Here is a 21,269-nt window from a genome sequence, read left to right as displayed (position 1 = left end):
CCTCGTCGAGAACTGCTCATGGACATCGAAGTCACCCCCCTCGCCCCCAACCTCAACCGCCTGCGCCTGATCGGCCGCCTGGACGCCGCCACCGTCGACCAGATCGAGGTGCGTCTGAACGCCGCCGCCGTCGCGCCGGGACAGGATCTCATCGTGGACCTGTCCGAGCTGGCCTTCATCGCCTCCATGGGCATCCGCCTGCTCATCACGGCGGCCCGCTCGCTGAAGGCCAAGGGCGCACGCATGGTGCTGTTCGGCGCCCAGCCGCTGGTGCAGGAGGTGCTGGAGCATGTCGCGCTGGACCAGGTCGTGCCCATCGCCGCCGACGAGCCCCAGGCCCGCGCACTGCTGGCCGACTGAACGGCCACGGGCCCATGACCGCACCCGCCTGGCCCACCACGGCGCCTGCGCTGACGCTGGCGCTGCGCAGCGAGCTCGCCGCCTGCGCGGCAGCGCAGCAGGCGCTGCACGCGCTGCTCGCGCCGCTGCAGCCGTCGGCACGCGCCAGCTTCGGCCTGGACCTGGTGCTGGAAGAGTGGCTGATGAACGAAGTGCGCCATGCCCACCCCGGCGCGCTGGCACCGGCGCCGCTGCGCCTGTGCGCCTGGCTGACGCCCGACGCGCTGACCCTGCAGCTGGCCGACCACGGCCTGCCCTTCGACCCGCTGGCCCACCCGGCGCCGGTGGTGCCGACCCGGCTGGACGACGCGCGCCCCGGCGGCCTGGGCCTGCACCTGCTGCGCCGCTATGCGCGCGAGCTGGCCTATGAGCGGGTGGACGGCGAAAACCGCCTGATGGTGGTGCTGGCGCTGCACTGAGCGCCGCGCCAGCGCCGGCCGCTCAGCCGCCGAACACGGCGCGCCACAAGGCGCGCACCGCATCGCGATGCACGGCCAGCGCCTCAGCGGCCTCGGCATCCAGCGCGGTGGACTGCTCGTCCAGCCGCGCCTTGTGCTGCACGCGGCGCAGTTCGCGGTAGGCCGTCGCCGCGGCTACGCCGACACCGGCCGGCAGCAGCGCCAGCGTCTCGGCCAGCAGCAGCAGCGCGATGTTGCCCAGGTCATCCTGCAGCTGCGGGTGCGCCGCCGAATGCGCCAGCACGAGGAACTGCACGGCGAACTCGGCGTCCATCATGCCGCCCTCGCTGTGCTTCACATCGAACAGCCCGGCCCGCACCGGCCGCGCGCTGCGCACCTTCTCGCGCATGGCCTGCACCTCGCGCCTGAGCGCGTCGGCGTCGCGCGGCGCCGTCAGCACCTGGCGGCGCACGCCTTCGCAGCGCGCGGCCAGGTCGGGGTGGCCCGCGCAGAAGCGCGCCCGCGTGATGGCCTGGTGCTCCCAGGTCCACGCGACGTTGCTGCCACGGCCGGTCTGGTAGGCCTCGAAATGGTCCAGCGACGTGACCAGCAGCCCCGAGTTGCCATTCGGGCGCAGCGCAGTGTCGATGTCGAACAGCTCGCCGGCCGCGGTGCGCAGCGTGAGCCAGGTGATGAGGCGGCGCACGAAGGCGCCGTAGATCTCGCTGGCGTTCTCGTCGTCGTCATCAAAGACGAACACCACGTCCAGGTCGCCGCCGTAGCCCAGCTCCTTGCCGCCCAGCTTGCCGTAGGCAATGACGGCCAGGCGCGGCTGCTCGCGGTGCGCCTTGTTGAAACGGCTCCAGGCCCAGGCGATGGCAACCTGCAGCACGGCGTCAGCCAGCAGGGACAGGTCGTCGGCCACCTGCTCGACGGTGATGCGGCCCTCGACATCGCGCACCAGCGTGCGGAACACCTCGGCATGGTGGGCGCGGCGCAGGGTGTCCAGCAGCGCCTCCTCGTCGGCCTGCCCGCTGCGGGCCCAGCCCTGCTCGCGGTCGCGCAGGTCGGCGAGGAAGGCGTCGCGGTCGAAGCGGGCATTCAGCAGCAGCGGGTCGGCCAGCTCATCGATGACGCCAGGGTGCTGCATCAGGTAGCGCATGGGCCAGCGCGCCAGGCCCAGCAGATGCAGCAGGCGCTGCTGCACGGCGGGGCGCTCGACAAGCAGGGCCAGGTAGCTCTCGCGGCGCAGCAGCGGCTCCACCCAGTCGACGAAGCGCACGGCGGCGTCCAGCGAGCATTCGTCTGCCTCGACCGCCTGCGCCGCGCGGTAGAACAGCTTGGCCAGGCGCTGGCGCGACTCCTCGCGCAGGCCCTGCACGCGCGGCGTCTCGGCCAGTGTGCGCACCGCCGTGGCCAGCGCGTCGGGCAGGCGCTGCAAAAAGTCCTCGCCGTCCACGGTGGGCTTGGGCCCGCCGCAGTTGCCGCCGGTGCAGCTGCCGGCCTGCTGCGGCGCGCCGTGCAGCAGCGCGTCGAACTCGGTGGCCACCAGCTCGCGCACCTCGCCCAGCAACACGAACAGCTCACAGCTCTCGCGCGAGCACACCAGGCCCATGGAGGCCGCAATCCACGCCAGGTCCGCATCGGCCTGCGGCAGGCAGTGGGTCTGCTGGTCATCCAGGAACTGGATGCGGTGCTCCACGCGGCGCAGGATGACGTAGGCGTCGGCCAGCTTGGCGGCGGTCTCGTGCATCATCAGGCCAAGCTCGGCCAGGCGACCCAGCGCCTTGACGGTGGAGCGCGTGCGGATCTCGGGGAACTGGCCGCCGCGCACCACCTGCAGCAGCTGCACGATGAACTCGATCTCGCGGATGCCGCCACGCGACAGCTTCACGTCGTTGGCGCGCTCGGGGCGGCCGGCGGCGCGGGCCTTGGCCTCGCTGCGGATCTTGCCGTGCAGCTGGCGCAGGCCTTCGAAGACACCGTAGTCCAGGTAGCGGCGGTAGACGAAGGGCGTCACGAGGTCGCGCAGCCCCAGCGTGCGCGGGTCGGCCGGCCCGCCCAGGCCGGTCAGCGGCGCGACGACGCGGCTCTTCAACCACGCAAAGCGCTCCCACTCGCGGCCCTGCACGAGGAAGTACTCCTCCAGCATGCCCAGGCTCACGACCGGCGGGCCGCTCTTGCCGTTGGGGCGCAGCGCCAGGTCGACGCGGAACACCTGGCCGTCGTCGGTCACGTCGCCGATCAGCGCGTAGAGCTTCTTGGCGACATGGGCGAAGTACTCATGGGCACTGACCGGGCGGGGGCCGTGCGTCTCGCCATCGTCCTCGTAGACGTAGATGAGGTCGATGTCGGACGACACGTTCAGCTCACGCGCGCCCAGCTTGCCCATGCCGACCACCCAGAACGCGATGTCGCGCCCGTCGGCCGTGCGCGGCGCGCCGTGGATGCCGTCCAGCTCGGCGCGGGCCGCGGCCAGCGCCTTGTCCAGCGTGACCTCGGCCAGGTGCGTCATGGCCAGCGTGACCTCGGCCACGCTGGCGCCCTGCTCGATGTCCAGCACCGCCAGCCGCTCCAGCACCAGGTGGCGGGCCACGCGCAGCGCGCTGGCCAGCGGCCGGGCGGGCTGCAGCGTGTCAATCAGCGCGGCGATGACCTCGCGGTCCGGCAGCCCCGGCGGCAGCAGCGCCAGGTCGGCCGCATAACGGCGGCGCACACGCTGCACATAGCGGCTGTGCTCAGCAAAAACGGGAAACAGTTCGCTCATGTCGCTGTGCTAGATTGCCTGCCGGCCGGTTACCAGGTGCGCGAGGAAGCGCCGAACAAGCCCTCCCGCGCGCGCCGCCTCCCCGCTTCCCCGACAACGTGTCTGACTTCTTCTCGGCCGCCCTCCACCACTGCAACCGCGCCGCGCGCTGGCCGCTGCGCCTGTGCTGGCGCGTGCTGCGCCTGGCACTTTGGGTGCTCGCGCTGGTGTGGGGCCTCACGGTCGTGGCTTGGGCGGTGTTGCACTGGGGCATTCTCCCGCAGGCCAATGAGTGGCGGCCCTGGCTGGAGCGGGAAGCCTCAAAGGCATTGGGGGTAGAGCTGCGCATCGGGCGCATCGCCGTCGAATCCGGCGGCTGGATGCCGCGCATGGAGCTGGGCGATGTGCGCGTGCTGGACGCCAGCGGCCGCCCGGCGCTGACGCTGCCGCGCGTGTCGGCGGTGCTGTCGGCCCAGTCGCTGGTGCTGCTGCAGCCGCGCTTCTCGCAGCTGCTGGTGGATGCGCCGGAGCTCGTCATCCGCCGCGACGCGGCGGGCCGTATCTTCATCGGCGGGCTGGGGCTGGACGACAGCCGCAGCGCCGACACCGGCACCACCGAGGCCGGCATGGACTGGCTGTTCAGCCAGCCCGAGCTGGCCATCATCGGCGGGCGCGTGCGCTGGATCGACGAGAAGCGCGCCGGCACGCAGCCGCTGGAGCTGTCGGACCTGAACTTCATCCTGCGCAACAGCCTGCGCCGCCACCAGCTGCGCCTGGACGCCACGCCACCCGCCGACTGGGGCCAGCGCTTCACGCTGCGCGGCCAGTTCACGCAACGCGTGCTGAAGCGCCCGGCCGAGTTCCAGCACTGGAGCGGCGAGCTGTTCGCCGAGCTGCCGCGTGCCGACCTGCGCCAGCTGCGCCGCCATGTGGACCTGCCCTTCCAGCTCAGCGAGGGCGACGGCGCCGTGCGCGCCTGGGCCCAGATCAAGCAGGGCGAGCCCGTCGGCGCGACACTGGACCTGGCGCTGCGCGCCGTGCGCATGCGCGTGCTGGAGAGTGCGCCGGAGCTGGACCTGGACCACATCGAAGGCCGCCTGGAGCTGGCGCGAGCGAAGGACAGGCTCAGCCTGCAGGCGCGCCAGCTGGGGTTCGTCAGCTCGGCGCCGGACGGCAGCGGCGTGACCTGGCCGCGCTCGGACTGGGGCGTCACGCTGCAGCTCGGCCCGGGCGACACGGTGCTGGGCGGCGAGGTCAGCGCGCAGCGGCTGGACTTCGCGCTGATGGCGCAGATCGCCCAACGCCTGCCGCTGGGCGAGCGGGCCCACAAGCTGCTGGCCGAGCTGGCACCGCAGGGCGTGCTGACCGCGCTGTCGGGCCAGTGGCAGGGCGCCGTGCACGCACCGAGCAGCTACCGCGTCAAGGCGCAGCTGGACGGGTTGGCCGCGGCCGCCGGCACGGCCGACCCCGCCGACCGCCCGGCCCGCCCGGGCCTGCGCGGTGCCAGCCTGGCGCTGGAGGCCACCGAGCGCGGCGGCACGGCGCGGCTGTCGGTGCGTGACGGCGAGGTCGTGCTGCCGGGGCTGCTGGAAGACCCGCGCCTGCCCATCACGCGGCTGGACACCCAGCTCAGCTGGAAACTGCCCCAGCCCACGGCGCGCAGCGCGGGCGAGGTGGAGCTGCGCCTGCGCGACCTGAAACTCAACACCCCCGACCTCAGCGGCGAGTTCGACATCGCCTGGCGCCGCCCGGCCGGCGCCACGACGGCCGGCTTCCTGGACCTGAGCGGCCGCGCCCAGCGCGCCGACGCCATGCGTGTGGCGCGCTACATCCCGCTGCGCCTGCCCGCCACGCGCAGCTACATCAGCCGCGCGCTGCTCGGCGGCGAGGCGCGCAACATCCAGGTGAGGCTCAAGGGCGAGCTGGCCGAGTTCCCGTTCGACACGCCCAAGGCCAGCGGCCAGTTCCGCGTGTCCATGCAGGCACGCGGCGTCACGCTGGCCTATGTGCCGCACAGCGACGTCGGCGGCAACTGGCCGGTGATGGAGGGCGTGGACGCCGAGCTCGTCTTCGAGCGCGGCGGCATGGCCATCAAGGACGGCCGCGCCAAGGTGCTGGGCTACGAGTTGACCGGCGTGAACGGCGGCATCAAGGACCTGCACCATGCCCGCGTGCTGCAGCTGGACGGCAACGGCCGCGGCCAGGGCACCGACCTGCTGCGCTTCATGCGCACCTCGCCGCTGGACGAATGGCTGGGCCACCCGCTGAGCACCACCACCGCCCAGGGCCCCGTGGGCCTGAAGCTGGGCCTGAGCATCCCGCTGGACGACACCGCCCGCACCACCGTCAAGGGCCAGCTGCAGCTGGGCGGCGTGGACCTGAAGCTGCGCCCCGACCTGCCGGCGCTGGGCAATGCGCGCGGCCGCATCGACTTCGACCAGAAAAGCCTGCAGCTCGCCGGCATGACGGCCCGCCTGCTGGGCGGCGACGCCGGGCTGGAGGGCGGCTCGCTGCGCGAGGGGGGCCTGCGCTTTGCCGTGCAGGGCCAGGCCACGGCCGATGGCCTGCGGCGCACGCCCGAGCTGGGCGCCGTTGCGCGGCTGGCGCAGGCGGCCAGCGGCCAGGCGGCGTACCGCTTCCAGCTCGCCGTGCCGCGTGACGGCCAGCCCGAGCTCAGCGTGGCCAGCAACCTGCAGGGCATGGCGCTGGACCTGCCCGCGCCCGGGCGCAAGGCGGCCGAGGCGGCGCTGCCGCTGCGCCTGCTGATCACGCCCACCGGCGCGGGCCGCGACGAGATCCGGCTGGAGGTGGGCAGCGCCGGTGCGCCGCTGCTGCAGGCCCAGCTGCAGCGCGACGTGTCGGGCGCCAGCTCGCAGGTGCTGCGCGGCGCGCTGGCCGTGCAGGACAAGCTGCCCGCGCTGCCGGCAGCCGGCGTGCTGCTGCAGGCCAACGTCGCCGCGCTGGATCTGGACGCCTGGCAGCAGCGCTTCGCCACGCTGGGCGGCGCCGCCACCGGTGGCAGCGGCGACGGCGCCGACGACGGCCTGCTGCCCAGCCAGATCGCGCTGCGCAGCCAGGCGCTGAAGATTGCCGGCCGCCAGCTGGGCCGCGTGGCGGCCAGCGTCGCGCGCGACGGCGCGAACTGGCGGCTCGATGTCGACGCCGAGCAGCTCAAGGGCCGCATCGAACTGCGCGGCGTGCGCGGCGACCGCATCGACACCGTGCAGGCGCGGCTGGAACGGCTGTCGCTGCCGCGCTCGGAGGCGCAGTCGGTCAGCGAGCTGATGGAGCCCGGCCGCCCGGCCGCATCGGCCCACCCGCTGCCGTCGCTGGACATCGAGGTGGACGACTTCGAGCTGCGCGGCAAGCGCCTGGGCCGGCTGGAGGTGCGCGCGCAGGCGCCGGCCGCCGCACGCGACTGGCTGCTGCACAAGCTGCAGATCAGCTCGCCCGATGCCACCCTCAACGCCAGCGGCCACTGGGGCGAGCGCGTCGGCGCCGCGCGCACGCAGCTGGACTGGACGCTGGACATCGCCGACGCCGGCCGCCTGCTGGCGCGGCTGGGCCAGGGCGAGGCCTTGCGCGGCGGCAAGGGGCAGCTGGCCGGCCAGGTGGGCTGGGACGGCTCGCCGCTGGACCCGCACTACCCCAGCATGGCCGGCGCGCTGAACGTGCGGCTGGACACCGGCACCTTCCTGAAGGCCGAGCCCGGCGTGGGCCGTCTGCTGGGCGTGCTGAGCCTGCAGTCGCTGCCGCGGCGCTTCCTGCTGGACTTCCGCGACGTGTTCGCCGAGGGCTTCACCTTCGACGGCGTGACGGGCGACGTGAAGATCGCCGCCGGCGTGGCGCGCAGCGACAACATCCGCATCCGCGGCCTGCAGGCCGCCGTGCTGGTGGAGGGCAGCACCGACCTGGCCGCCGAGACGCAGAAGCTGCGCGTCGTCGTCGTGCCGGAGGTGTCGGCGGGCGGCGCGTCGCTGGCCTACGCGGCCATCAACCCGGCCGTGGCGCTGGGCGCCTTCCTCGCGCAGATGCTGCTGAGCCGCCCGATGGCCGCGGCCAGCACGCGCGAGTTCCACATCACCGGCAGCTGGGACGAGCCCAAGGTCGAGAAGGTCGACGGCCCGGCCCGGGCGGCCAGCGGCCCCTAACATCCGCGCATGAAGATCGCCGCCCTCCAGATGGTCTCCGGCCCCGATGTGGCCGCCAACCTGAGCGCCGCCCGCCGGCTGCTCGAAGCCGCCGCCGCGCAGGGCGCGCAACTGGCCGCGCTGCCCGAGTACTTCTGCCTGATCGGCCAGCATGACGGCGACAAGCTCGCCATCGCCGAGCCGCTGGGCGAGGGCCCGATGCAGGCCATGCTGGCGCAGGCCGCGCGCGAGCTGGGCCTGTGGATCATCGGCGGCACGCTGCCCATCCGCGCTGCCACACCGGACCGCGTTCGCAACACGACGCTGGTGTTCTCGCCCAGCGGAGAGCAGGTGGCGCGCTACGACAAGATGCACCTGTTCGCGTTCGACAACGGCCGCGAGAGCTACGACGAGGCCCGCGTGCTGGAGGCCGGCAGCGCGCCCACCGCCTTCGACGCGGGCGGGCTGCGCACGGGGCTGTCGGTCTGCTACGACCTGCGCTTCCCGGAGCTGTACCGCGCCTACGCGCCCTGCGAGCTGCTGGCCGTGCCGGCCGCCTTCACCTACACGACGGGCGAGAAGCACTGGGAGCTGCTGCTGCGCGCCCGCGCGGTGGAGAACCAGGCCTACGTCATCGCGCCGGCCCAGGGTGGCACCCACCCCAACGGCCGCCGCACCTGGGGCCACAGCATGGTGGTGGACCCCTGGGGCGAGGTGCTGGCCGTGGTGCCCGAGGGCGAAGGGCTGGCCGTGGCCGAGGTGGACCCCGCCCGGCTGGCCCAGGTGCGCCAGCAGCTGCCGGCGCTGGCGCATCGCCGGCTTTGAACGCGCCGGCTCTGCGTACGCTGTCTCAGGGCTGCAGCGTGACGAGGTCGCGCAGCAGCAGCGCGATGTTGGCGCGCAGCGCGCGCTCGTTGGCGATGCGCAGCCGCTCGGGCGGCGACAGCATGGCCTCGGTGAAGCCGGCGTCCTCGGTGTTGGCGATGCGGCGCTGGTAGAGCACGCGGCCGGCGGCCGTGTCGGTCAGCGTGTAGCGCACGGCCGTGCCGACGGTGACGCCGAGCGCGGGCACCAGCGGCTGGTCCAGCTGCACCAGCTCGGCCTTGAGCTCGTAGCGCGGGGCCGGCTCGGGCGCCAGCGCCCGCATGCCCACGCCCAGCAGCGATTCCTCCAGCGCCAGTTGCAGCGCGACCGCACTGACCTTGGAACCCCACCAGCGCCCGGTCTCCTGGCCGCCCTGCACGGCCGCCACGCCCACGCTGCCGCGCAGCGCCTGCGGCACCCAGCCGCGGATCTGCAGCGCCTCGACCGGCGTGACGGTCATGGGCAGGTGCTGGCTGGGCGCGCCGCAGCCGGCCAGCAGCAGGGCCAGCAGCAGCGCGGGGCGAAAGGCGGGACGGTGCATGAGAACCCCATGCTAGGGCGGCCCCGGCCGGCCCTGGCGCCGAATAGCGCAGCGCGGACCCGCCAATTCAGGCCGCCGGCAGGCTGATGCGCGCGCGCAGGCCGGGGCCACCGTGGGTGTCCAGCAGGTCCAGCCGGCCGCCGTGGCGGGCCGCGATGTCGGCCGCAATCGCCAGGCCCAGGCCGCTGCCGGTGCCGCTGGCCTGGCCGCCGCGGCGGAAGCGCTGCATGGCCGCCGGGCGTTCGGCGGGCGGGATGCCGGGGCCGTTGTCCTCGACCTCCATCCAAGTCCTGGCGCCCGTGCTGCCGCAGCGCACCGTGATGCGCGCGCCCGCGCCGGCATAGCTGACGGCGTTGTGAATGAGGTTCTCCAGCGCCTCGCGCAGCAGCAGGGCATGGCCCCGTGCCGGCGCGGGCGCCAGTTCGAAGCCCAGGTCCATGCCCGCCGGCAGCGCGCGGTGGGCCCAGTCCTGCCCGCTTTCGGTGGCCACGTCGCGCAGGTCCAGCGGCTGGCCGAGGTCCACGCTGCGCTCCTCGGTGCGCGCCAGCGACAGCAGCTGCTGCGCCAGCCGCGCGCTGCGCACGACGCGCTGGCGCAGCCGCTCCAGCAGCGGGTCCATGCGGGCGTCGTGCGGCTCCAGCATGGCCAGCTCGATCTCGGTCTGCAGCGAGGTCAGCGGCGTGCGCAGCTGGTGGGCCGCATCGGCCAGGAACTCGCGCTGCGTGCCGGCCGCCAGCGACAGCCGCTCGAACAACCGGTTGAACGCGGCCTGCAAGGGCACCAGCTCGCGCGGCAGCGTGGCCGTCAGCGGCGACAGGCGGTGCAGGTCGCGGCGCTCCACCTCGGCGCTCAGGCCGGTCAGCGGCAACAAGCCCCGGCGCACCGCCCACCAGCCTGCCAGCGCCAGCAGCAGCGCCAGGCCCAGGCCGTTCATCACCACATGGGCGCCGATCTCGCGGCGCAGCGTGTCGCGCTTGTGCAGCGTCTCGGCCACCAGCACCTGGCAGGCACCCTCGCCGCAGGCCCGGCCCAGCTGCACCAGGCGCAGCGCCCGCTCACGCAGGCGCACATTGCTGTACACGGTGCTGCCGGCCGGCAGCGGCTGGGGCCGGGGCTGCACGTCCACCAGGCCGGCATCGCCCTGCAGCACCTCGCCGGCCGGGCCGAGCACGACGTAGAACACATCGTCCTGCCGGTCAAAGCGCAGCACGCGGTCCATCGTGGCGCTGACATCCACGCGCAGCGTGCCGCCGCGCCGGTCGATCTGGCCGGCCAGCGTCAGTGCGGTGTCTTCCAGGCCGTCGTCCAGCCAGCCCTGCGCACTGCGCCACACCTGCTGGTACAGCGCCCAGCCCAGCAGCGGCAGCACCACCAGCAGCGGCAGCATCAGCCAGCCGAACAGCCGGCGCTGCAGGCTGGCGCGCGGCCGGGCGGCCGCCATCAGGCGACTTCTTCGAGCAGGTAGCCCAGCCCGCGCACCGTGCGCAGCTGCACGCCGGCAGGCTCGATCTTGGCGCGCAGCCGCGACAGGCAGACCTCGATGGCGTTGTCGCTGACGCCCTGCTCCCAGGCATTGCTGGCCATGGCGATGTGCTCCTTGGGCACCACCTTGCCGGCGCGCGTCATCAGGAAACCCAGCACATCCCATTCGCGGGCCGACAGCGGCAGCGGCTCGCCGTCGATGAAGGCGCGGCGGGCCTCCATGTCCACCCGCAGCCGCGCCAGCTGCAGCTGGTTGCTGGTGCGCGCCTGGCTGCGCCGCACCAGCGCGCGGGCACGGGCGATGAGCTCGGTCAGCGCGAAGGGCTTGACGAGGTAGTCGTCCGCCCCGCCCTCCAGGCCGCGCACGCGGTCCTCCACGGCGTCGCGCGCAGTCAGGATGAGCACCGGCACCGGCAGGTCCTCGGCCCGCACGCGGCGCAGCGTCTCGAAGCCGTCGATGCCGGCCAGGCCGATGTCCAGGATGAGCAGGTCGTAGGCGTCCTCGCGCAGCGAGCGCGGCACGGGCTCGCCACGGGCGGTGCAGTCCACCACCCAGCCCTGCGAGCGCAGCGCGCGGGCGGTGGTTTCGACGAGTTGGTCGTCGTCCTCGACGAGCAGGATGCGCATGGGGCGGCAGTATGGCGCCACACCCGCCTGCGCGCTGACGCCGGGCTGTCCACCCGGCCCGGCCGCACCCGCGCCGCCGCCGGGCGCTTGACCTGTTTTTCTGGGACTCGTCAACACCGAGCGCCGGTGCATATCCCCACCGCCGCCGACACCCCAGGGCCCTAACATTGCCGCCCTCTCGGGGAGCGACATGAAACTGCTGGTCAAGTTCAATCTGGTCTATCTGCTGGTGATGAGCCTGGGCATTGCGCTGAGCGGCTACATCGCCCGCCAGCTGCTGCAGGACAACGCCAAGCAGGAGGTCGTCAACAGCGCGCAGATGCTGATGGAGAAGGCGCTGGCGGTGCGCAACTACACCAACACCCAGGTCAAGCCGCTGCTGACCGCGCAGATGGCGCACGAGTTCCTGCCGCAGACCGTGCCCAGCTACGCCGCGACCGAAGTGCTGAACACGCTGCTGGCCAAGCACCCCGAGTTCGCCTACAAGGAAGCCGCGCTCAACCCCACCAACCCGCGCGACCGCGCCACCAGCTGGGAGGCCGACATCGTGGGCCAGTTCCGCAGCGCGGCCGACCTGAAGGAAACCGTGGGCATGCGCGACACGCCCGCCGGCCCGGCGCTCTACATCGCCCGCCCGCTGCGCATCACCGACCCGGCCTGCCTGGCCTGCCACAGCAGCGTGGAAGCCGCGCCCGCCACCATGGTGGCCAAGTACGGCCCGGCCAACGGCTTCGGCTGGAACCTCAACGAAGTCATCGGCGCGCAGATCGTCTCCGTGCCGCTGGGCGTGCCGCTGCAGCGCGCGGACAACGTGTTCAAGGTCTTCATCACCGCGCTGGTGGGCGTGTTCGTCGTCGTCGGCGTCGTGCTCAACCTGATGGTGTGGCTGCTGGTGGTGCGCCCGGTCACGCGGCTGTCGGCGCTGGCCGACCGCGTCAGCCAGGGCGACCTGGACGCGCCCGAATTCAAGACCAGCGGCCGCGACGAGATCGCCACGCTGTCCGACTCGTTCTCCCGCATGCGCGCCTCGGTCGTGCAGGCCATGAAGCTGCTGGACGCCTGATGCCGTCGCCAACCCCACCCCTGCGGGCCGAGCGCCTGGCCGCTCCCAAGCCGGACCGCGCCCCCCTGGGGGGCCGGGCCGCGTACCCGCGGGCCGAGGGGCTGACATGACGCATCCCACGCAGCTGGGCAAGTACCGCATCACCGAGGTGCTCGGTGAGGGCGCGATGGGCGTCGTCTACAAGGGCTTCGACCCCGACATCCAGCGCACCGTCGCGCTCAAGACCATCCGCACCGGCCTGGACGTCGAGGACGACAGCCCCGGCGCGCCGGCCTCGCGCTTTCGCAACGAGGCGCAGGCCGCCGGCCGGCTGGGCCACCCGGGCATCGTCGCCGTGTACGACTACGGCCGCGACCAGCAGGTGGCCTACATCGCGATGGAGTTCGTCGAGGGCCGCTCGCTGGCGAGCTACCTGACGGCCAAGGTGCGCTTCACCGACACCGACATCGTCGGCATCATGAGCCAGCTGCTCGGCGCGCTGGGCCATGCGCACGACAAGGGCGTGTGGCACCGCGACATCAAGCCCGCCAACATCATCATGATGGGCAGCGGCCGGCTCAAGGTGGCCGACTTCGGCATCGCGCGCATCGAGACCCAGCACCTCACGCAGACCCACTACATGGTGGGCACGCCCAGCCACATGGCGCCCGAGCAGTTCCTGGGCAAGCCCATGGACCGGCGCGTGGACATCTACGGTGCCGGCGTCGTGCTCTACCAGCTGCTCACCGGCCGCGCGCCCTTCACGGGCACGACCGAGGCGCTGATGTACAAGGTCGTCAACGAGGCGCCCGAGCCGCCCTCCATCGTCGAAGGGGCCGACCGACCGGGCTGGTTCGACGCCATCGTCGCGCGCGCGCTGGCCAAGCGCCCCACCGACCGCTTCGCAACCACCTTCGAGTTCCGCCAGGCGCTGCTCAGCGCCGTGGGCAGCAGCGTGGACGACTCCGCCTGGGAGCAGACGCTGCTGATGGCGCCGCCCCGCCCGGCACGTTCGCCGCTGACGCCCACGCTGGCGCCGCCCTCGGTGTCCAGCGCGTCCAGCGGCGCGCCGCCGCCTTCGCACTGGGACAAGGCCGTTCTGCTGCAGGCCGAGCAGACGCTGGCCAAACACGTCGGCCCGCTGGCCAGCGTGCTGGTGCGGCGCGCAGCCCGCGAGTGCCACGAGCTCGGCGAGTTGTATGCGCGGCTGGCCGAGCAGGTGGCCGACCCGCGCGCCCGCGACCTCTTCCTGGGCCAGGCCAGCCAGGTCACCGGCGGCGGCACGAGGACGGCCGGCGGCACCGCCGGCACGCCACCCACGGCCGGCTCGCGCGCCACCGGGGGCTCGGCGGGCTCCTCTGCCGGTGCCACCACGATCGGCGGCCCGCTGACCGATGCCGTGCTGGACAAGGCCGTGCCCCTGCTGGCCCAGCACGTGGGGCCGATCGCCAAGGTGCTCGTCAAGCGCGCCGCCAGCGACACGGACAGCCGGGCCGTGTTCTTCAACCGGCTGGGCGAAGCGGTGAGCGACGCCAGGAGCCGCGAGAAGTTGCTGGCCGACCTGAGCAAGCTGGCCTGACGGGGCCCGTCAGTCGCGGGCCTTGCCCAGCCGGTTGGCGCCCTGCGTCAGGCGGCTGGCATGCCCAGCGCGTCCAGCGGCGAGCGCACCGCGCCACCGCCCAGCTTGAGCACATGCGTGTAGATCATCGTGGTCGCCACATCTGAATGGCCGAGCAGCTCCTGCACGGTGCGGATGTCGTTACCTGACTGCAGCAGGTGCGTCGCGAAGCAGTGCCGCAACGTGTGCGGCGTGGCCGGCTTGGCGATGCCGGCGGCCTGAACGGCACGCTTGAACGCGCGCTGGAAGGTCTGGTCATACAGATGATGGCGGCGCACGACGCCGCTGCGCGGGTCGGTGGCATGGTGGTCTTGCGGGAACACCCAGAACCAGGGCCAGCTCGCGCCCATGCGGGGGTATTTGCGCTCCAGTGCGTGAGGCAGTTCGACGCCTGCGACGCCAGCTTCCACATCGCCGGCCCATACGAGGCGGGCCCTGGCCAGTTGTTCGCGCAAGTCGGCCACGAGCGACTGGGGCAGCATGACAACACGGTCTTTCGCGCCCTTGCCTTCGCGCACGATCAGGGCATGCAGGCCGAAGTCGATGTCCTTGACCCGCAACTGAAGTGCCTCGCTGATGCGCAGGCCGGTACCGTAGAGCAGCCGTGCCAGCAGCCCATGCTCACCGTCAAGCCCCCCAAGCACCTGGCGCACCTCCTCCACGGTCAATACCACCGGCAGCCTGCGATGCTGCTGCGGATGACCGATCTCCTTCAGCCACGGCAGATCGAGGCCCAGCACCTTGCCATAGAAGAACAGCAGCGCCGACAGCGCCTGGTTGTGCGTCGAGGGGGCCACCGAGCGTGCGTCCGCCAGATGGGTCAGAAAGGCTTCCACCTCCGGCCCACCCAATTCAGCTGGGTGCCGCAGACCGTGGAAGCGGATGAAAGCCTTGACCCAGTAGGCATACACCTCCTCCGTGCGCAGGCTGTAGTGCATCAGCCGGAGGCGTTCACGCAGTTGGTCCAGCACCCGCGTTGAGCGCAATGGCGGCAGTTCAACCGCGCGTTTGGGCCGCAGGTGTTTGCGAGGTGGCAACGCAGGCAACAGGGCTGCATCATCGGCCTCCAAGCGGGCGCCCAGCCTCGTCGAGAACTTGTAACGGCGCGCCGCTTTTGCTGGAAATTCAATACTGTATAAAACTACAGCCAAGCCAAGGAGGGCTTCGATGAATCAAGCACTTGCGCGCGGGTGCGGCTTCGTTTTTAGGGCGCAGCCCGCCTGCTTAGGCGGCGTCGGCTGTCTCCCGAAAACACGTTATGGCGCTTAGATGATCGCCTTCAGTTTCAACGGAGAGGAGTTGCACCCGTCGTCCCCGGAGGAAGTGGGGCGTTTGCTTGATCGCGTTGAGCAGGCCAAGGAATTCGAGCTATGGGCGTTCGCGCCCAACGGGCGGTCTCTTTGCATGCTGAGGAACGACGATGACGCGTGGCTCATGTACCTGCGGCAAGAAGGCGATAGCGGCTTCTCTTCCCGTTCGTCTGTCCATCGTCCAGGCACGGCGACCTTCCGGCTGTGCAACGGGCAGGTTGACGAATATCCGCGCTCCTGGTGCATCGACATTGAGCAGTGCTACAAAGCCATGGCGTACTTTTTTGAGAACGCCGGAGCAAAGCCGGACTGGATCAATTGGAATGAAGACTAGGAACTGTGCTGCAACTGGGTCGCGCCATAACTGGTCGCTGCAGCGGACGCCTTCGGCGCCCGCTGATCTACGACGTTAAGCGGCTCCGAAGTTACCTAGTCCCAATAAACCAATGGCCAATCAAGACACATCCACGGCCCTCTTTTGCCCCTCGTACGAGGGAACTGCTGACGGCTTCGTGGTGAGCCATCTGCCCGCTGGGCTGGCCGAGGTCCGATTCATGGAGAACGACCTCACAAAGGTAACTCGCTATCGGAAGTCCGGTAATGCTGATGATGAAATCCTCTACATGGGCCTTATCACACTACAAAGTGGTAGCACCGGCAGCGAGATCACACGTAGGCCGCTGACAGATCTTGCGACCCTCTTTCCTCTTGAGGTGGGCGATGAGCACGAATACGAAATGGAAGTCGCCTTCTCGGGGAAGGTTCAAAGAGTCGAAAAGACAGCCATCAAGGTTCACAGTAGGCAACGAACCAAAGTTGGGCAGTGCAAATATGAGGTGCTTTCGGTGGGTGTGACTTTCGATCCCCCTGGTAGCACGAGCCTTTATCTCAACTACTGTCCCGATCTGCGGTACATAGTCAATGTCATTGCGGGAGGGCGAGCCCTTAACAAGGGTGCAATGTTTCCCCTATCGGAACTCCCGTTCCTGTTGGCCAAGCTGCAATCGCATCGTCTTGCACCGGCCGCTTAACCACTCTTTGCAGCGGACGCCTTCGGCGCCCGCTGAACTACGACGTTGACGCGCAATGCCAGCGTTTACTCGACCATGGGCCGGCATGACAAAGAAGAAGTTCTTCGGGACTTTGACTTTCGTTGCCGCAATGTTCGTTGCGATCGTCGCGCTGGGGCAGGTCTGGATCTTGAACTCTGCGCCATACGAGATTGGTCGGGTCGCAGTGGCGACGAAGCTAGGCGTCCAAGCCGAGTCCGTGGCACTGAAGAGACTTGCTGCGTTTGAATTCAAAGATGGCGACTTCTCAGGCCAGGCGTTGTTTGTTCTCTGTGGCCCGGAATCAGCTTGCTTCACTGTTGTGACCAGGAAGAACGATGGCCGCTGGGCCGTAGTCGACCTGATTCCTCGCGGATGAGCGAATTGCGCCTCAAGCTGCCATTGGATCGGACGGCCTTGGGCGTCCGCTCACTTTCACGTTGAGACAGCAACACTAAGGCACCCTGCTCCCGCGCAGCCGCTGCCCGCCCTGCAGCAGCACGGCCGCCGTGACCTTGCCTGCGGCATCACGCTCAAACTCGACGACCGCGCCCACCGTCTTGATCTCGATGCGGTCCGGCCCCGTCACCTCGGCCGCGATGGCGGGCTGACCGCTGCCCTGCACCATCAGTTGGCCGTCGCGCTCGAACACCTTGAGGCTGAACTGCGGCGCCAGCTGGAACTCGCCGGCCCAGTCGCGCCAGGCCGGGTGGGTGATGGTGGGCGGCGCCTCCACCCGCCCCACGCGGCGGGCCAGCACCGCGCCGCCGCCCTGCTGCCACGTGAAGCGCGCCACGGGCTGGCCGGCCCCGGGCGGCTCGGGGCGCAGCAGCGCGGAGAAGCCCAGCGGGTAGAAGTCGCCTCGGCTGTCATGGCGCAGCTCGAAGGCGGACTGACCCGGCACCTGGGCCAGCAGCCGGCCGTCGCGCTCCCAGATCGTCAGACGCAAGGGGCCCAACGCGTAGTCCCCGGCCAGCGCCTGGCGCAGCGCGGCCGGCGGCTCCACGGGGCGGCGTGGCTGCAGCCGCATGTCCAGGCCCAGCAGCGCGAAGCCGATGTCGCCCAGGCCGCCCAGGTCGGCCAGCGCCGTGTCGGCCAGCACGACGACCGCCCGCTGCGCGCCCGGCTCCAGCGCCACGAGCGACGAGAAGCCGCCGGTGCCGCCTTCATGCATGACCAGATCGCGCCCCTGCACGCGGCGCAGCATCCAGTTCATGCCATAGCCCTGGGCCAGCGGTTGCTGGGTGCGGCGCAGCTGCGCCGCCAAGGCCGGCGGGCCCTCACCCAGCTGGCCGCGGGCGTAGGCCACCATGTCGTCCAGCGTGGCCTTGACCATGCCGAAACCGGCCAGGTTGGTGGCGACCGTCCAGCCCGGCGCCTGTGTGCCGTCGGGCAGGTGGCCTTGCGCGGCAGCGGCCCCCAGGGGCTTGGCAACGTGGGCCGTGCCCATGCCCAGCGGCTGGAACAGCTGCTCGCGCAGCGCGGCCTCCAGGTCGCCGCCCAGGCTGCGGGCCACGGCCAGCGACAACACCATCATGCCGAAGTTGGAGTACGCAGCCTGGCTGCCAGTGGGGAACAGGAGCACCTGCTTGCCCAGCGACGCGAGCAGGCCGGCCTCGGTGAGCCGGGCGTAGGGGTCGGCCTGGGTGCCGCCCTGCAGGTCGGCCGGCAGCGCGGGCAGGCCGCTGGTGTGGGTCACCAGGTCGCGCACGAGGATCTGCCGCTCGCCCTGGCGCGGCACGGTCGTGCCCTCGGGCAGATGGCGGGTAATGGGGTCGTCCAGCGACCAGCGGCCGCTGTCCACCAGCCCGGCCACCAGTGCGGCCGTCATGGTCTTGCTGACCGAGCCGATCTCGAAGGCCGCATCCGCCGCCGGCGCGCCGTCGGGGCGCGTGCCGGCGCAGCGGCGGGCGCGCCAGACCTTGCCAGCCTCGATGACGGCGGCCTGCACGCAGGCGCCGGTGCGGTCGCCGTCGAAGCGGGCCGCCAGCAGGCGCTCGACATCGGCGGCGCTGCCCGCGGCTTGCAGCCCCGGGGACAGGGCCAGCAGCGCGCCGGCCAGAGGGATGCGCTTCATGGGGCCTCCTTCGTCAGTTGATCCAGCGCGTCGATCTCGCGCTGCAGCTGGCGCGCGGCGCGCCGGTTGATCCACACGACGCCAGCCAACACCAGCGCGGTGATGACAAACGGCCAGGCCTGCCAGTGGCCGTTCTCGATCTGCCGGCCGCACAGGAACAGCACCAGCCCCGGCACGATCGGTGCCACATACCAGCGCCAGACCGAGCTCAGCGCGTCGCGCTGACGGGCCAGCTCGGCACGGTGGAACTGCAGCAGGCTGGCGCCCAGCGCCTCGGGCAGCGGCTGCACCGACGCGCGGCGCCGCAGCTGCCACAGCATGAGGCCCACGCCGGCCACATTGAGCAGCGCGCCGAGCTTGGTCAGCCAGTGCGGAAAGATCCAGGCGTAGGCCAGGAACACCACCGCCACCAGCCCGCCCGCGAGGGTCTCGCGGCGGTTGCGGCGGCCTAGCTTGTGGCGCAGCTGGCGGGACTGCGCAGCGAGCTCATCGGCGGGCAGCGGCTGAAGCGCTGGCACGGCCTGTTCGCGCCACAGCAGGCCAGCGTCGTCGTCCAGGCTCATGGCGAACTCCTCGGTGTGGCGAGCTGGCGGGCCAGCAGCGCCTTGATGCGGTGGATCTTGGTGGCGACGTTGCGGGCCGAGAGGCCGGTGATGTCGGCGATGCTGGCGGCGTCCAAGCCTTCCAGGTAGAGCAGCATCAGCTCGCGGTCCAGTGCTGCGAGCCGGTGCACCAGCGCCATCACGCGCTGCAGGTCCAGCCGGCGCTCGGTGTGGCCGGGGTCCAGGCGCTCGTCGGGCAGGTGCTCGATCTCGTCGAGCGCCAGCATGGGCGCCTTGCCCGCGTGCTGCTGCACATGGCGCGCGCCGACGTTGTGGGCCACGCGGTAGACCCAGGTGCGCAGCGAGCAATCGCCACGGAAGGTGGCCAGGCTCTGCCACAGCGCCAGGTGCAGCTCCTGCTGCAGTTCCTGGCGCAATGCAGGGTCGCGCTCGTAGCCGGCGCAACAGCGCGCCAGCTCGGCGCCGTGGGCGGCGAGGGCCTGGCGGTACAGCGCGTCCTGCGATGAATCAGCGGTCATGCAGCAGGTAGTGACGGCGCTGCGGAACTTCTTACAACCGGTAGGCCAGCACTTTCAGGCTGCGGTCGGGCGACACGTCTTCGAACACCGCCGGATTGGCCACGCGGCCGACGAACTGCAGCTCAGGCGCGTGCTCGGCCACCACGTCGCGCAGGAAGGCCTCGCCCAGCTCCGGCGCGTTCAGGCACAGCAGCGCGTGGCCGCCGGGCGCCAGCAGCGCGGGCAGACGGCGGGCCAGCCGCGCGTAGTCCTTGGTGGCGACGAAGCTGCCCTTCTGGAAGCTGGGCGGGTCGCAGATCACCAGGTCATACGGCCCGCCGCGCGTCAGCTTGCCCCAGGAGTTGAAGATGTCGTGGGCCAGGAACTTGGCGCCCGCCTTCACGCCATTCAACTCATGGTTGGTGCGGCCGGTGCTCAGCGCCCCGGACGCCATGTCCACGTTGACCACCTCGGCCGCGCCCGCCTGCAGCGCGACGACCGAGAACGCGCAGCTGTAGGCAAACAGGTTCAGCACCTTGGCGCCGGGCTTCACGTGCTCGCGCACCCAGCGCCGGCCGGCGGCCATGTCCAGGAACAGGCCGTGGTTCTGCCCGCGCAGCAGGTGCACGAGGTAGCGCGCGCCGGCCTCGGTGACGATGTGCGGCTCGGGCACGGCGCCGGCCATCAGCCGCGTCTCGGCGCCCTCGCCGCGGCATTGGTAGACCCAGCTCAGCGCGGCGCCGAAGCGCGCCGTCAAGGCGGTGGCGACGGCGGCCAGCGCGGCCTCATCCAGCGGCTTGAAGGACGTCAGCAGCAGCACGGGCGGGAACACATCCAGCGCCAGGTGCTCGCAGCCGGGGAAGCGGCCGCCGCGGCCGTGGAACAGGCGGCAGGCGTCGGTGGGCAGGTCGGGGGCGGCGGCGATGGCGTCGAGCAGGGCTTGCATGGGGCGCCATTCTCAAGGTCAGAATCACCCGCATGGACTTCCAGCTCGTGCTCGACCAGATCAACGCCGAATTGCGCCCGCTGCTGGGCCAGGGCGGCCAGGTGGCCCGCTACATCCCGGCGCTGGCCCGGGTGTCGCCCGCGCAGTTCGGCATTGCGCTGCGCACCTGCGACGGCCAGACCGCCCAGGCCGGCGACAGCGCCGTGCCCTTCTCCATCCAGAGCGTGTCCAAGGTGTTCTCGCTGACGCTGGCCATCCAGGCGCTGGGCGAGGCGCTGTGGGCGCGCATCGGCCGCGAGCCCTCGGGCAGCCCGTTCAATTCGCTGGTGCAGCTGGAGACGGAGCGCGGCATCCCGCGCAACCCCTTCATCAATGCCGGCGCCATCGCGGTGGCAGACCGCCTCGTCACGCTGGGCGACGGCAAGGCCGAGCTGCTGGCGCTGCTGTCGCGGCTGTGCGGCGAGCCGATCCACATCGATGCCGAGGTCGCGCAGTCCGAGCACGACACGGGCTTTCGCAACACCGCGCTGGCCAATCTGATGAAGGGGTTCGGCACGCTGGACAACGACGTCACCACCGTGCTGGACGTCTACTTCAACCAGTGCGCTATTCGCATGACCTGCGAGCAGCTGGCCTGCGCGGCGGGCTATCTGTGCCGCGACGGCCGCCACCCGCTGGCCGGCACGCCGGTGCTGAGCCCGGCGCTGGCGCGCCGCGTGAACGCGCTGATGCTGACCTGTGGCACCTACGACGCAGCCGGCGAGTTCGCCTACCGCATCGGCCTGCCCTGCAAGAGCGGCGTGGGCGGCGGCATCGTGGCCGTTGTGCCCGACCACCTCACGCTGTGCGTGTGGTCGCCCGCGCTGGACCCCACCGGCAACTCGCTGCTGGGGCGCCAGGCGCTGGAGCTGTTTGTCGCGAAGACCGGGCTGTCGGTGTTCTGACTCCGCAAGCCTGAGGATGCCGCCAAGGCGCATCCC

At 71.4% G+C, this 21,269-nt stretch carries 19 protein-coding genes; 10 read left to right on the top strand and 9 right to left on the bottom strand.

Annotated elements, in window-relative coordinates; all coding sequences use genetic code 11:
* Window positions 1-18: 18 nt before the first annotated feature.
* Window positions 19-360 carry an STAS domain-containing protein gene (locus NYO99_RS14475; protein WP_268167932.1) on the top strand — a complete coding sequence of 114 codons (342 nt, stop codon included), beginning with the start codon at window positions 19-21 and terminating at the stop codon, window positions 358-360.
* A gap of 14 nt (window positions 361-374) precedes the next feature.
* A complete protein-coding gene (locus NYO99_RS14470; protein ID WP_268167931.1) occupies window positions 375-818 on the top strand; it encodes an ATP-binding protein in 444 nt (147 codons plus the stop codon).
* A gap of 22 nt (window positions 819-840) precedes the next feature.
* Here the strand turns inward: NYO99_RS14470 and glnE are convergent, their stop codons facing one another.
* Window positions 841-3,564: a bifunctional [glutamate--ammonia ligase]-adenylyl-L-tyrosine phosphorylase/[glutamate--ammonia-ligase] adenylyltransferase gene (gene glnE / locus NYO99_RS14465; protein ID WP_268167930.1), complete on the bottom strand. Its 2,724-nt coding sequence runs from the start codon at window positions 3,562-3,564 to the stop codon at window positions 841-843.
* 98 nt (window positions 3,565-3,662) lie between these two features.
* On the opposite strand from glnE, the gene NYO99_RS14460 reads away from it, so the two are divergent.
* Together NYO99_RS14460 and NYO99_RS14455 are read left to right on the top strand one after the other, a co-directional pair.
* Window positions 3,663-7,694, top strand: a complete 4,032-nt coding sequence (locus NYO99_RS14460; protein WP_268167929.1) for a YhdP family protein — start codon at window positions 3,663-3,665, stop codon at window positions 7,692-7,694.
* A gap of 9 nt (window positions 7,695-7,703) precedes the next feature.
* Window positions 7,704-8,498 carry a carbon-nitrogen hydrolase family protein gene (locus tag NYO99_RS14455; RefSeq protein ID WP_268167928.1) on the top strand — a complete coding sequence of 265 codons (795 nt, stop codon included), beginning with the start codon at window positions 7,704-7,706 and terminating at the stop codon, window positions 8,496-8,498.
* Window positions 8,499-8,523: 25 nt separating this feature from the next.
* On the opposite strand, the gene NYO99_RS14450 is transcribed toward NYO99_RS14455, so the two are convergent.
* The 3 genes from NYO99_RS14450 to NYO99_RS14440 all read right to left on the bottom strand — a co-directional run bounded on the left by NYO99_RS14450 (window position 8,524) and on the right by NYO99_RS14440 (window position 11,187).
* On the bottom strand, window positions 8,524-9,078 hold the full coding sequence (locus tag NYO99_RS14450) for a hypothetical protein (protein ID WP_268167927.1): 555 nt from the start codon (window positions 9,076-9,078) through the stop codon (window positions 8,524-8,526).
* Window positions 9,079-9,145: 67 nt separating this feature from the next.
* Complete coding sequence (locus NYO99_RS14445; protein ID WP_268167926.1) at window positions 9,146-10,519, bottom strand: sensor histidine kinase; 1,374 nt, start codon at window positions 10,517-10,519, stop codon at window positions 9,146-9,148.
* The gene (locus tag NYO99_RS14440; protein WP_268167925.1) at window positions 10,519-11,187 is read right to left on the bottom strand and encodes a response regulator; all 669 of its coding nucleotides are present in this window, start codon (window positions 11,185-11,187) and stop codon (window positions 10,519-10,521) included. The genes NYO99_RS14445 and NYO99_RS14440 overlap by 1 nt, the downstream gene beginning before the upstream one ends.
* 190 nt (window positions 11,188-11,377) lie before the next feature.
* Between NYO99_RS14440 and NYO99_RS14435 the strand changes: the two genes are divergently transcribed.
* Both NYO99_RS14435 and NYO99_RS14430 read left to right on the top strand, forming a co-directional pair.
* Window positions 11,378-12,250 carry a c-type heme family protein gene (locus tag NYO99_RS14435; protein WP_268167924.1) on the top strand — a complete coding sequence of 291 codons (873 nt, stop codon included), beginning with the start codon at window positions 11,378-11,380 and terminating at the stop codon, window positions 12,248-12,250.
* Window positions 12,251-12,356: 106 nt separating this feature from the next.
* A complete protein-coding gene (locus NYO99_RS14430) occupies window positions 12,357-13,808 on the top strand; it encodes a serine/threonine-protein kinase (protein ID WP_268167923.1) in 1,452 nt (483 codons plus the stop codon).
* Between the two features lie 47 nt (window positions 13,809-13,855).
* On the opposite strand, the gene NYO99_RS14425 is transcribed toward NYO99_RS14430, so the two are convergent.
* Window positions 13,856-14,866, bottom strand: coding sequence for an integron integrase (locus NYO99_RS14425; RefSeq protein ID WP_479685364.1), 1,011 nt, complete (start codon window positions 14,864-14,866; stop codon window positions 13,856-13,858).
* A gap of 250 nt (window positions 14,867-15,116) precedes the next feature.
* Here NYO99_RS14425 and NYO99_RS14420 point away from each other — a divergent pair, with 250 nt between their 5' ends.
* The 3 genes from NYO99_RS14420 to NYO99_RS14410 all read left to right on the top strand — a co-directional run bounded on the left by NYO99_RS14420 (window position 15,117) and on the right by NYO99_RS14410 (window position 16,585).
* On the top strand, window positions 15,117-15,491 hold the full coding sequence (locus NYO99_RS14420) for an Imm1 family immunity protein (RefSeq protein ID WP_268167922.1): 375 nt from the start codon (window positions 15,117-15,119) through the stop codon (window positions 15,489-15,491).
* Between the two features lie 112 nt (window positions 15,492-15,603).
* Window positions 15,604-16,188 (top strand): hypothetical protein, encoded by a 585-nt coding sequence (locus NYO99_RS14415; RefSeq protein ID WP_268167921.1) that lies wholly within the window; start codon window positions 15,604-15,606, stop codon window positions 16,186-16,188.
* Window positions 16,189-16,273: 85 nt separating this feature from the next.
* Window positions 16,274-16,585, top strand: coding sequence for a hypothetical protein (locus tag NYO99_RS14410; protein WP_268167920.1), 312 nt, complete (start codon window positions 16,274-16,276; stop codon window positions 16,583-16,585).
* 75 nt (window positions 16,586-16,660) lie between these two features.
* Here NYO99_RS14410 and NYO99_RS14405 read toward each other — a convergent pair whose 3' ends face one another.
* Genes NYO99_RS14405 through NYO99_RS14390 form a run of 4 tightly spaced genes read right to left on the bottom strand, consistent with a single transcriptional unit; the run spans window position 16,661 to window position 20,289 of the window.
* On the bottom strand, window positions 16,661-18,283 hold the full coding sequence (locus tag NYO99_RS14405; protein WP_268167919.1) for a serine hydrolase domain-containing protein: 1,623 nt from the start codon (window positions 18,281-18,283) through the stop codon (window positions 16,661-16,663).
* A complete protein-coding gene (locus NYO99_RS14400; RefSeq protein WP_268167918.1) occupies window positions 18,280-18,846 on the bottom strand; it encodes a hypothetical protein in 567 nt (188 codons plus the stop codon). The genes NYO99_RS14405 and NYO99_RS14400 overlap by 4 nt, the downstream gene beginning before the upstream one ends.
* A complete protein-coding gene (locus NYO99_RS14395; protein WP_268167917.1) occupies window positions 18,843-19,364 on the bottom strand; it encodes an RNA polymerase sigma factor in 522 nt (173 codons plus the stop codon). Before NYO99_RS14395 ends, NYO99_RS14400 begins: the two co-directional genes overlap by 4 nt.
* 31 nt (window positions 19,365-19,395) lie before the next feature.
* Window positions 19,396-20,289 (bottom strand): class I SAM-dependent methyltransferase, encoded by an 894-nt coding sequence (locus NYO99_RS14390; protein ID WP_268167916.1) that lies wholly within the window; start codon window positions 20,287-20,289, stop codon window positions 19,396-19,398.
* Between the two features lie 32 nt (window positions 20,290-20,321).
* On the opposite strand from NYO99_RS14390, the gene NYO99_RS14385 reads away from it, so the two are divergent.
* Window positions 20,322-21,233 carry a glutaminase gene (locus NYO99_RS14385; protein ID WP_268167915.1) on the top strand — a complete coding sequence of 304 codons (912 nt, stop codon included), beginning with the start codon at window positions 20,322-20,324 and terminating at the stop codon, window positions 21,231-21,233.
* The last annotated feature ends 36 nt before the right edge of the window (window positions 21,234-21,269 follow it).

The sequence above is a fragment of the Roseateles hydrophilus genome (genome assembly GCF_026712245.1).
In the GTDB taxonomy this organism is placed as follows: Bacteria; Pseudomonadota; Gammaproteobacteria; order Burkholderiales; family Burkholderiaceae_C; genus Pelomonas; species Pelomonas hydrophilus.
The sequence above is the reverse complement of the archived record's forward strand: the minus strand, read 5'-3'. Positions and strand labels throughout refer to the sequence as shown.

What these genes read in the sequence shown, in the direction of transcription:
- glnE (WP_268167930.1), bottom strand. Translation starts at nt 3,564, where the DNA reads ATGAGCGAACTGTTTCCCGTTTTTGCTGAGCACAGCCGCTATGTGCAG.
- NYO99_RS14415 (WP_268167921.1), top strand. Translation starts at nt 15,604, where the DNA reads ATGGCCAATCAAGACACATCCACGGCCCTCTTTTGCCCCTCGTACGAG.
- NYO99_RS14470 (WP_268167931.1), top strand. Translation starts at nt 375, where the DNA reads ATGACCGCACCCGCCTGGCCCACCACGGCGCCTGCGCTGACGCTGGCG.
- NYO99_RS14445 (WP_268167926.1), bottom strand. Translation starts at nt 10,519, where the DNA reads ATGGCGGCCGCCCGGCCGCGCGCCAGCCTGCAGCGCCGGCTGTTCGGC.
- NYO99_RS14420 (WP_268167922.1), top strand. Translation starts at nt 15,117, where the DNA reads ATGATCGCCTTCAGTTTCAACGGAGAGGAGTTGCACCCGTCGTCCCCG.
- NYO99_RS14475 (WP_268167932.1), top strand. Translation starts at nt 19, where the DNA reads ATGGACATCGAAGTCACCCCCCTCGCCCCCAACCTCAACCGCCTGCGC.
- NYO99_RS14385 (WP_268167915.1), top strand. Translation starts at nt 20,322, where the DNA reads ATGGACTTCCAGCTCGTGCTCGACCAGATCAACGCCGAATTGCGCCCG.
- NYO99_RS14390 (WP_268167916.1), bottom strand. Translation starts at nt 20,289, where the DNA reads ATGCAAGCCCTGCTCGACGCCATCGCCGCCGCCCCCGACCTGCCCACC.
- NYO99_RS14405 (WP_268167919.1), bottom strand. Translation starts at nt 18,283, where the DNA reads ATGAAGCGCATCCCTCTGGCCGGCGCGCTGCTGGCCCTGTCCCCGGGG.
- NYO99_RS14435 (WP_268167924.1), top strand. Translation starts at nt 11,378, where the DNA reads ATGAAACTGCTGGTCAAGTTCAATCTGGTCTATCTGCTGGTGATGAGC.
- NYO99_RS14410 (WP_268167920.1), top strand. Translation starts at nt 16,274, where the DNA reads ATGACAAAGAAGAAGTTCTTCGGGACTTTGACTTTCGTTGCCGCAATG.
- NYO99_RS14395 (WP_268167917.1), bottom strand. Translation starts at nt 19,364, where the DNA reads ATGACCGCTGATTCATCGCAGGACGCGCTGTACCGCCAGGCCCTCGCC.
- NYO99_RS14440 (WP_268167925.1), bottom strand. Translation starts at nt 11,187, where the DNA reads ATGCGCATCCTGCTCGTCGAGGACGACGACCAACTCGTCGAAACCACC.
- NYO99_RS14400 (WP_268167918.1), bottom strand. Translation starts at nt 18,846, where the DNA reads ATGAGCCTGGACGACGACGCTGGCCTGCTGTGGCGCGAACAGGCCGTG.
- NYO99_RS14450 (WP_268167927.1), bottom strand. Translation starts at nt 9,078, where the DNA reads ATGCACCGTCCCGCCTTTCGCCCCGCGCTGCTGCTGGCCCTGCTGCTG.
- NYO99_RS14430 (WP_268167923.1), top strand. Translation starts at nt 12,357, where the DNA reads ATGACGCATCCCACGCAGCTGGGCAAGTACCGCATCACCGAGGTGCTC.
- NYO99_RS14455 (WP_268167928.1), top strand. Translation starts at nt 7,704, where the DNA reads ATGAAGATCGCCGCCCTCCAGATGGTCTCCGGCCCCGATGTGGCCGCC.